Below are 9,020 nucleotides of genomic sequence, written 5' to 3'. Positions count from 1 at the left end.
GGGGAGCAGTCGCGGCAGATCCGGCGCTAAGGAGTTGCCGCAGATTACGGCCCTTTATCTGCGGCAATCTTGTCCGCCTGCTGGCCTGATCGTCGGCCTCGGGGTTCTGAGTCGCGAAATTATCTGCGGTAGTCGCGTCAGATGCGGCCCAAAGTGGGCATCAAGCGCAAGAAGACCGACTTAGCGCCGGATCCCGGGCAACTGTCCCTCAACCCCCGAGCAGGCCCGAGCCGTCGCCCAGCGCGACCCCGTACCTGTGTGCGTACGGCCGTAACGCTGTGATGACTGCGTCGGTGTCGGCTCCACCAGTGGTGACGGCGTCGCGCACGATCGCGGCGAGGTGACCGCCGTCGAGCTGGTCGGCAGCGAGATCGGCGATCGTGGCGAGGACAGTGGTGGCCGGCAGTCCGTCAACCAGGGTCCACCGGCCGCGATCGAGGCTCGCGACCCGATACCGGATGTCGCCGAGCCGAGACTGTTTCCGGCGTGCGGTGGTGAACTCCATGACGTCAGCATCGACGTCCCCGAGACGGTGGAGCCTGGCTGCGGAGCAGTGGGAGACGACGGCCGGGTACTCGGCATCGAGCCGCTCTCCGGCGGTGACTGCCGGTTCGATCATCAGCCAGGCCACCCGGAGCTGCTCGTCCGGGGCGCTCGGCGCGCCGGCGATCCGGTAGGCGCCGTGGCGTAGCCGTTCGATCGCGCCGTGGTCGGCGAGCCGGGCGATCCGCTGGGCGGTGAACCCGAGCGTCTTGGCCTGAGCGGTAGTGAACAGACCCCACTGCCCGGCGGCGAGGTCCGCGAGGTCGAGGATTCGACTGTCACCTCTCATGCTGCAAGAGTGCCTGACTTGTTGCGACTGTTGCAGCTCCGACGGGTGATCATTGCAGTGGACGCCGCAGCGTTGATGCGACGCTCCGTATAGGGTTCTCTGTCGAAGACCCCGGATCGGGCTCTGCATCCCGTGCACGTCACCGGGGTTTCGATCATTCAATGGCCCGCTCGGGGCTCCAGGCATATCTTGTCGGCCGCTCCTGTGATTCATTGAGGGTGACGTAGGCGCACGCAGGGGTTGCGCAAAATTCGACCGCATATGCGGTAGAGTTGCGCGCAATAGTCATCACTCAAATGGAGGCTCCTGTTGGTCCGACAGCTCTTTCAGACGTCCGGCTCATCGGATGATGAAAACCGTCTCAATGCTCTGGGTCTCTCGGCGGAGCTCCTTCACACTGCATTGCGTCCAGGGCTGTCTCGAGCGTCGAACCGTACGGCCCTCGCCTTGTCGTCATCTCCAGGAACGGACATTTACCACGACACCATGGAGCAGCTCGCGCTCTGTCTCGCGGACACGGGGTGGACCCCTGTGCTCGTGGACAGGCAGCCTCGGTTCCTGCACCCAGAGGGGCTTCTGTCTTTCACAGTCGCTTCCGCCGGCAACGTCGCCAATCCGGACCGTCGGACGAAGCCTCGCACGCACAAGGGACCTGCCACCCGTGGTGCGTTGACCGCGCCTCCGGTGGATGTATTGGCTCTGTTCGCGGTTCCGGCCGCGGAACAAGCTGCCGAGCGGACGCAGGTTGCCAAGGGTGCGCCGCTCTGGCTCTTGCTGCATGAACGTACCGATCGTGGTCTCAAGCTGGAGTTTTCGAGTCCCGCAGGGATGACGGGGACAACCGGGGATGGGGTTGTCAACGACTGGGACGACCGTATCTCCATCCCCTTCCTGGATCTCGATGGAGATCTCTCGGTATTCGACGACCCGAACGACGATGAGGGCGGAATTGATGTCCAGGTCGAACCGCTCACCTAGCACTTCTCTCGTGGATCTACCGATGTTCAATCCCGCACGCTTGAAGTTGGCGCGGCAACGCCTCGGACTGACCTTGACGAAATTGGCTGCGGTCAGCGATGTTTCGCTTCGATCGCTGACAAACTACGAGAACGGCAAGCAGCTCCCCCCCAGCGATGAGACGCTGCGCAAGCTCGCAAACGCCCTGTCCGTGCCGCCGGCCTTCTTCGAACGAGAAGATGCCGAAGCGGTCCCCGTGGAGGCTGTGAGCTTCCGCAAGCTCAGCAAGACCACGGCTACCCGACGCGACGCTGTGCTGGCCTCAGCGAGTTTGGCTGTGGGGTTCTTCGACACCATCGCGTCGAAGTTCAAGCTTCCCGAGGCGGACATTCCGACGTTGGACAAGCTTTCTCCCGAGCAGGCAGCCGATCTGCTGCGTAGGCGGTGGAATCTCGGGGACCGGCCGATCTCGAACATGGTGCATCTGCTCGAGTCCAAGGGGGTGCGCGTGGCGGCGATCCGCCACGAGTACAGCGATATCGACGCCTTCTGCTTCTACCGTGACGTCACACCGTACGTCTTTCTGAACACATCTCGTTCCGGAGAACGTCAACGATTTGATGCAGCTCACGAACTCGGCCACCTTGTCCTGCACAGTGAATTGGAGATGGAGCCAAGCACCTCCAAGGAACGCGAGGCGGAGGCCAACCAGTTCGCGGCTGCGTTCCTGATGCCGCAAAGCGCGGTGCTGTCGCAGTCCATGAGCGGAGCCAGCCTCGACCGCATCCTTGTGGCTAGGTCGTACTGGAAGGTCTCGGCCATGGCACTGACGCACCGATTGCGCGAACTGCATCTGCTCAACAACTGGCAATACCGCACCACGTGCGTGACCCTCTCCGACCAGGGTTATCGGTCTTCCGAGCCAGGTGGGATCGTGCCGGAGACATCCCAGCTTCTTCGCAAGGTGATGTTTGGTACGGCCAGCAAGATCACCATTCGAGATGCAACCGAAGACCTAGATCTGGATCAAGACGACGTCCGCGGCTTCGTTCGAAACCTCGTTCCGACAGCGTCCTGACATCGGGGGTCAGTAGACCTCCTTTCGGTCTCCTACGCGGAAGACGTGGACTTCCACCTCCTTGTCCAAGACCAGATACAGGATCCGGAAGTCGCCGAAGCGGACCCGGTACCCCTCGCGGTCGGTGAGCTTCGTGCAGCCGTGCGGCCGGGGATTGCCGCCGAGATTCTCTGCGAAATCGAGCAGATCCGTCGCGAGCTTCCGGTCGTGCTTCGCGATCTTCTTCAGGTCCCGCTTTGCGCTGCTGGTGAAGGTGACGCTGTATCGGTTGGGTGTCATCGAGGTCCTGTGGGGAATGGTGATCTAGCGCTATTTAGTACAAAACGTACAGGTGGTATCATAAGTACGTTTCGTTTGACTTGACGTGCTCGGCGGACGTACCTTGGGAGCCATGACCGCCACCATTGAGACCAGGGAAGTGACTTCCGGCGATCTGCGCGGTCACCTTGCTGACGTGCTGAATCGCACTGCTTACGCGGGTGAGCGAGTGGTCGTGACCCGTCACGGCAAGAGAATCGCCGCGGTGATCCCGGCCGACGATCTGGAGCTACTGGAAGCCCTGGAGAACGCGCGTGATGCGGCTGCCCTCGAACAAGCGATCACAGAAGACGACGGCGAGCGCACGACTGTTGCGGACCTCCGCAAGGAGCTTTTCGACTGAGCTTGTGTCATCCCCCGGTGTCGACTCGTTCCGGATCCGGAGTCCCAGGGGTGCTGAGTTGCCGGCACTGCTGCCAGGCCTAGCTAGAGCCCCCGCCTGCGGTCTACCTGTTCTTCGATGTGGCTGTCGAGTGCTCTGACAGCATCTACTACGAGCTGTTCGAGGGGCTCTATCGCCATTTCGAGTGACGCGAACTTATCGAAGCTCTTCACGTAGTCAGTGGAGCGGGAGATTCCTTTCGCGGTCCTTCGCCAACGTTCAATGTCCCTGCAGTCCAGCACCTTCTGCGGGGACGGGTCCCACGGATTGACCTGTGCCTTCTTTAGATTCCGGTTCCGAGTCGCGGTATCTGTTTCGAAGGGCAAGCCTCGCTCCAAGTAGTCGACGAAGCCGAGCATCTCGTCAATACGCCAGACAAGATGCTCCGACAGGGTTTCGGCAAGGTCTTCCGGGGTGCCGACAGGTGAATCGGCGAGCAGTACGTCGGCGGCGAGGGATTGGACGTCGAAGGACGGCCTGGTCCCCGCAGGCAGCAGTGCTGCGAGGTCGGGCGGCATCATGCCCCCGTAGGACTTGACCTCGAACTCTTTCATCATCGAGCAGACAACGTAGGTGTAGATTTTCGCAGCCTCAAGCACAGTATCGTTGCGGACGGTGTCTTCATGCTGCGCCTCGTTCCTGTACTTGTGCAGACGCTTTAACACCGTGGCGTGAGATTGCGTCATGTACCCATTCCTGATTAGGTACGACACCTTCTTGTTGAAGTCGGCGGCGATCTTCTCGATCTCGTCAGGAGGCGCATACTGATGCGTCAGCCGGGCCTCAACGGACGAAAGCAGTTCCGGCTCGCAGCCATCGAGCAGCCAGTCCGGCAGCTCCTCGTGTTCCTGCCCTTTGGAAATCTGCTGTTGAACAATCTTCAGATGCCTCTCGGTCCACTCCATGTCGTGCAGGAGGCCGTCACAGGCGCGCTTCATCAGTAGCTCGGCTGTGCCGTCCAGCAGTACGAGCCCGATACGCCAGCGTGCGACACCACCCTCCTTGAGCAGTCGGTTTGATTCCGCCACTTGCACTGCGATCTGTTCCACCCGCTGCATGGGGCTCCTCTCCTCAAGCCGGTGTTCTGTACTCGTACTGTTGCGCTCCGCTGATCGCCGATCGCTGATCGCCGCGAGCGCAGGCTTTCTCTCTTTGAGGCCAGCCCGTGCTTCCATTCTCGGCGTCCCAGTATCGAACGGTTCCAGACACCCGGACTCCCGCTACGACGGCCGGGCGTGACCTGGGTGGTCCGGTGTCCCGAAAACCCTTCCCGGATCAGGTGTCTCGCGGTGTGGCAGTCGACAAGACCGGGAGCATCACCTTCACCGACATGGTCGGCAGCCGCGTCATGCGTCTCGTCCAAGAGGTCGCCCCGACGCCGACGGCGGAGTCGGGGCCGTCGTTTGGCAGCAGTAGCCGCTGACGGCACCCGATCTCACCCTCACGTCAAACTGAGCAGCGAACGGGACTCTCGCCAGGGGTGCCCCGTTCGCTGCTCAGTTTGGGTGTCCGTGGACGAACCATTCCCCGATCTGACCACCTGGGGGGATCGCAAGGGTGATCTTGCGGCGCGCGCGGCTTAGTGCGACGTAGAGGTGTTCGCGGGAGGGAACGCGTGCTGGGTCGACGATGATGACGCGGTCGTATTCGAGGCCCTTGACGCGGAGAGTGCTCCCCACACTGCATCGGGTGGTCGGTGTTGGCGCGATTCGTCGCCGAGCATCGATGCTCTTTCTGGCCGCATCGGCTAAATTGGTGAGATTTTCCGCTCCGAGAGCTCTCAGCGCGGCGAGCAGTGCGTTCAGTAGCCCAGGCCGGTAAGTTACGCGGCCTTCCCCGTTGGTGAGGTTGCCGATGAACTCAGCCAAGGCATCCGCACCTTGAGTCTCGATGAACCGTCGAGCCAGAGCGTTGAGATCGTTGACCTTGGACCCGGGCTGGCCTTTCGACCCAAGATTCTTTCTCAGCGTTATGACCTGCGGGGAGGCGACTTTCGTGGTGGTTGTGACGGCGAATGCGATGGTCTTGAGTAGCACAACATCAGGGGCGCGGCCATCGGCGATCGTGTCGACGAAGGCGAGAAGATCCGGTTGCTCGGCGGCTTCGTGGACAACGGCACGGCGACTGATGGTCTTCGCATACCTCGCGATCTGGTCGTCCCTTGCGCTGTCTGGGATGAGCAGGGCGTTGTGTCCCCCATCGTTGATGCACGAGTGAAGGGCGCCTTCGTGGATCTCTCTGGTCAGCCTGCGCACTTCCAGTGAGGCAGGGGACGGGCGCGTGATCGGCCGACCCGCATTCAGCGGCGCACGGATCGATTTGAGCCACTGTCCGAGTTCGATATTGGTTGTGGTCCACCGGTGGGGAGTGTGGAGGGTGCCTGCGGGCGGGAAGCTGGATTGCACGTCGGGCCACGAGATGACCGGTTGGTTAGCGAATCCGAAGATCGCCTGAAGAGGGTCGCCGAGAACGACGGTGTGGATGTGGTCGGCGAGGTGGCTGATGATCTCGTGTTGGACCACCGAACAGTCCTGATACTCATCGACGATGATCCAGTCGTAGCTGTTAAACAGTGCTCGCCGAACCGTGGGCCGGCGCACGATGGTCTGGGCGGCCGCCAGCGCGGCGAGATGGTCGATGCCTGATTCTTCGCTCCACCCGATTCCGGTGGGGAAAGCGCGCGCCAGACGTAGTGCAAAACCGGAGATCGTTTCGATACGCGCGGCGCGATGGGCGCCGAACTTGGTGATCCGGTCGTGGAGGGACCGGACACCAGCATTGGTGTGGGTGAGAACGAGGAACCGTTGCTCAGGATGCTGGGCGATGGTGCCGGCGATCACTTGCGTCTTGCCGAATCCTGCGGGTGCGGTCACCGATCCGCGACTGATCGTTGTGAGGTCGATATCCGGGGAGAATGTCGTCGTCATTGCGGCGCGCACCAGTGCCGCAGCTTGTCGAGAAATGCCTCGAGCTGAGGCGTCATGGTGGTCAGGGTGGGGTCGAGGACGATCTCAGCCATCTTCTCCCCGCGTGAGAGACGTTTGAACCATTCCCCCTTACCTGCGGCAACGGAGATCTGAGTCTGGTACTGCTCGGGGTTATCTACTTCCTGGCTGTCTGCGAGCGCCATCGACACATCGTGCTGGATACCGCTGTTGTCCAGGGAGGAGAGAACGGCGTCTCGGCCCACTTCATCTATTGCGTGCTCGATCGCGGCGCGAATGCCAGCGGCAGTGAGAGTCCCGAGCACCTGCTGCTCGATCGCATTTCCTTTGTCGCACCGCAAGAGTGTGATGCCCGTGTCGTCGAGGGGTGACAGGTCGATCTTCGGTCTGTCGAAGTCACAAAAGACACCAACGGTGTAGCCGAGATTATGAAAAACCAGTGCTGGCTCCACCATTTTGCTGTCACCGTTGGCGTCTACCGATGCCACGAAACTCATACGCGCAGGGTCGTCGTCCTCGAGGCGGTTGCAGAGTCCTCGGATGAATCCAACCTCGGTGGCTCCTTCGCAGACAAGCACGCGGGGAGCGAGGAATCCGTCAGCGTGCGTGCGTATCGGACCCTGCGCTTCGGGGGGCGGTGTCACCAGCGTGACCGTGCCGCTGGCTGGCTGATCCGTGGCGTTGGGTTCGGTGGTGGCGGTAGCGGTGGTGCCGTCCTTTGCGCCTGTGGCTTTGGGATCTGTCGTGCGACGGGCGATCTTGAGCTGGCCGTAGTCGAGTTCACGGACGACGGTGGGCGAATGCGTGGTCAGGAGAACTTGGCGGTCGTCGACACGTTGGAGATAGCGGATCAAGTGTCGAGTGCGGTGTGGTTCGAGGCCGGACTCGAGTTCGTCGATCAGCAGGATGTGGGCGCCAGCTTGAGCGAGACTCTGTACACCGACGGTGACCAGTCTTCGGCTGCCGAGACCTGTGCGACTGACGGGCCGGCCATCCATGTGCAGGGAGATGCTGCCGCGGGTCAGAGCGGTGAGGTCAGCGTCGAGTTCGGCGGAGAACAATGCGGTATCCGAAACGGCGCGCAGCATGCGCGCCTGGTCTCTGATCGACTCGATTTCGGCATCGAACGGGGACAATTTCGCGCTGGCGGACGTCCGGGCTTCGCGGGAGACATCACGTAGCACCGTGTCTGTCGACTTCCCAGCCGAGTCGTCCGAGAGCTGATGGAGCGCGGAGTTCCGGACCCATTTGAGGTGATGATCAGAGGCATCGATTCGCCGAACCCCGAACTTCTGCCGCTTGGCCGCGGAAATAGTCTTCCCCTCAGAGTGGCGGTCGCAGACGATCTTCCACACCGGCTCGAAGTCGGGGCCCACCGTCAGCTCACACGTCAGCGCGGTCGTGTGGTCGTCCGGCTCGTCGACGATCTCGCCGGTGCGGAGGTCGACGCCCCGAAGGTACGACAGGAAATCCTGGTCCCTGGTGAGCTCATCCGGCGGATCCACGACGGTGGCGCTGACACGGATTGGATTCTTCTCGGGATCGCCGTCGTAGAAGTCGTTGTCCGTGAGGTTCAGTGACCAGTTCGGATGGAACAGCACAGTGAGTGCATCGAGGATCGTGGTCTTGCCGTTGTCGCCGGCGCCGATGATGGCACTTAGGCCCGGCTCGAAACGTTGAGTAAACGACCTGATCCCACGGAAGTTTTCGATGGCCAGTTCATGGATGTGCACTTGTGTCTCCCTTGCGCTTCCTGCGCCAAAGTCGTTGGGGATCAGTTCATCTGATGACGCGGTAGATCGTGCTAGGGCTGACCTTGTAGTCGGCAGCGAGATCCTGAACCGCCTGCCCTTCGCGCTTGAGCCGTCTCACTTGCGCGATGTGGCGATTGGTCAGCTTGGCCGGTCGACCGCCGACCCGGCCGAGAGCGCGGGCGGCTTCGCGGCCGGCAGCCGAGCGTTCCTTGATGAGGTCTCGTTCGAACTCGGCGATCGACGCGAACACGTTGAAGATCAGCCGGCCAGTCGGCGTGGTGGTGTCGATCTGCTCGGTCAGCGACCGGAATCCCGCACCCTTCGACTCGATGAGCGACACCGTCTCGAGAAGATGTTGCAGCGACCGGCCGAGCCGATCGAGCTTCCACACCACGAGTGTGTCCCCTGGTCTCAATTGGTCGAGCACCGCCGCGAGTTCCGGTCGGTCTCGCCTAGCTCCCGACGCGACCTCTTCCCAGACCCGAAAGCAGCCAGCGGCCCTGAGAGCGTCCAGTTGCAATTGGGGGGTCTGATCGGCCGTCGAGGTCCGGGCGTACCCGAGAAGGTTGCTCACAGCGGCTCACCCTGTCACAACCCACCGACAAGGCACGTTCTGGCACAACAGTTTTGACAGGGAGTTTTGACAGGCCGTGTTCCGTGGCGACGCGCGCCGGCGATTCAGGGAGGGGTCAGTGTCAAAACTGAACAGTTGAGACACTGAACCCCGGGACGGTTCACCGCCCGAGCCTGCGGC

General features: G+C 62.0%; 10 protein-coding genes. 4 read left to right on the top strand and 6 right to left on the bottom strand.

The window, feature by feature from the left end; genetic code table 11:
* Positions 1-208: 208 nt before the first annotated feature.
* On the bottom strand, positions 209-832 hold the full coding sequence (locus tag WAW17_RS04760) for a type IV toxin-antitoxin system AbiEi family antitoxin domain-containing protein (protein WP_422331858.1): 624 nt from the start codon (positions 830-832) through the stop codon (positions 209-211).
* Between the two features lie 684 nt (positions 833-1,516).
* Here WAW17_RS04760 and WAW17_RS04755 point away from each other — a divergent pair.
* Both WAW17_RS04755 and WAW17_RS04750 read left to right on the top strand, forming a co-directional pair.
* Positions 1,517-1,810: a hypothetical protein gene (locus WAW17_RS04755; RefSeq protein WP_422331857.1), complete on the top strand. Its 294-nt coding sequence runs from the start codon at positions 1,517-1,519 to the stop codon at positions 1,808-1,810.
* 22 nt (positions 1,811-1,832) lie between these two features.
* Positions 1,833-2,867: a helix-turn-helix domain-containing protein gene (locus WAW17_RS04750; protein ID WP_422331856.1), complete on the top strand. Its 1,035-nt coding sequence runs from the start codon at positions 1,833-1,835 to the stop codon at positions 2,865-2,867.
* Between the two features lie 9 nt (positions 2,868-2,876).
* Here the strand turns inward: WAW17_RS04750 and WAW17_RS04745 are convergent, their stop codons facing one another.
* Positions 2,877-3,146 carry a type II toxin-antitoxin system RelE family toxin gene (locus WAW17_RS04745; RefSeq protein WP_422331855.1) on the bottom strand — a complete coding sequence of 90 codons (270 nt, stop codon included), beginning with the start codon at positions 3,144-3,146 and terminating at the stop codon, positions 2,877-2,879.
* A gap of 112 nt (positions 3,147-3,258) precedes the next feature.
* Between WAW17_RS04745 and WAW17_RS04740 the strand changes: the two genes are divergently transcribed.
* Positions 3,259-3,528 (top strand): type II toxin-antitoxin system Phd/YefM family antitoxin, encoded by a 270-nt coding sequence (locus WAW17_RS04740; RefSeq protein WP_422331854.1) that lies wholly within the window; start codon positions 3,259-3,261, stop codon positions 3,526-3,528.
* An 83-nt stretch (positions 3,529-3,611) separates the two neighbouring features.
* On the opposite strand, the gene WAW17_RS04735 is transcribed toward WAW17_RS04740, so the two are convergent.
* Positions 3,612-4,742: a hypothetical protein gene (locus tag WAW17_RS04735; RefSeq protein ID WP_422331853.1), complete on the bottom strand. Its 1,131-nt coding sequence runs from the start codon at positions 4,740-4,742 to the stop codon at positions 3,612-3,614.
* 116 nt (positions 4,743-4,858) lie between these two features.
* Between WAW17_RS04735 and WAW17_RS04730 the strand changes: the two genes are divergently transcribed.
* Positions 4,859-4,990 (top strand): hypothetical protein, encoded by a 132-nt coding sequence (locus tag WAW17_RS04730; RefSeq protein ID WP_422331852.1) that lies wholly within the window; start codon positions 4,859-4,861, stop codon positions 4,988-4,990.
* A 73-nt stretch (positions 4,991-5,063) separates the two neighbouring features.
* Here the strand turns inward: WAW17_RS04730 and WAW17_RS04725 are convergent, their stop codons facing one another.
* Genes WAW17_RS04725 through WAW17_RS04715 form a run of 3 tightly spaced genes read right to left on the bottom strand, consistent with a single transcriptional unit; the run spans position 5,064 to position 8,840 of the window.
* Entirely contained in the window at positions 5,064-6,494 is a 1,431-nt protein-coding gene (locus WAW17_RS04725) for a UvrD-helicase domain-containing protein (protein ID WP_422331851.1), read from the bottom strand.
* Positions 6,491-8,245: an ATP-dependent nuclease gene (locus tag WAW17_RS04720; protein ID WP_422331850.1), complete on the bottom strand. Its 1,755-nt coding sequence runs from the start codon at positions 8,243-8,245 to the stop codon at positions 6,491-6,493. Before WAW17_RS04720 ends, WAW17_RS04725 begins: the two co-directional genes overlap by 4 nt.
* A gap of 46 nt (positions 8,246-8,291) precedes the next feature.
* On the bottom strand, positions 8,292-8,840 hold the full coding sequence (locus tag WAW17_RS04715) for a recombinase family protein (RefSeq protein WP_422331849.1): 549 nt from the start codon (positions 8,838-8,840) through the stop codon (positions 8,292-8,294).
* Between the last annotated feature and the right edge of the window lie 180 nt (positions 8,841-9,020).

Origin of the sequence: Rhodococcus sp. (in: high G+C Gram-positive bacteria), assembly GCF_049286785.1 — a bacterium.
In the GTDB taxonomy this organism is placed as follows: domain Bacteria; phylum Actinomycetota; class Actinomycetes; order Mycobacteriales; family Mycobacteriaceae; genus Rhodococcus_F.
The sequence above is the reverse complement of the archived record's forward strand: the minus strand, read 5'-3'. Positions and strand labels throughout refer to the sequence as shown.

What these genes read in the sequence shown, in the direction of transcription:
- WAW17_RS04725 (WP_422331851.1), bottom strand. Translation starts at nt 6,494, where the DNA reads ATGACGACGACATTCTCCCCGGATATCGACCTCACAACGATCAGTCGC.
- WAW17_RS04740 (WP_422331854.1), top strand. Translation starts at nt 3,259, where the DNA reads ATGACCGCCACCATTGAGACCAGGGAAGTGACTTCCGGCGATCTGCGC.
- WAW17_RS04750 (WP_422331856.1), top strand. Translation starts at nt 1,833, where the DNA reads ATGTTCAATCCCGCACGCTTGAAGTTGGCGCGGCAACGCCTCGGACTG.
- WAW17_RS04735 (WP_422331853.1), bottom strand. Translation starts at nt 4,742, where the DNA reads ATGGAAGCACGGGCTGGCCTCAAAGAGAGAAAGCCTGCGCTCGCGGCG.
- WAW17_RS04760 (WP_422331858.1), bottom strand. Translation starts at nt 832, where the DNA reads ATGAGAGGTGACAGTCGAATCCTCGACCTCGCGGACCTCGCCGCCGGG.
- WAW17_RS04745 (WP_422331855.1), bottom strand. Translation starts at nt 3,146, where the DNA reads ATGACACCCAACCGATACAGCGTCACCTTCACCAGCAGCGCAAAGCGG.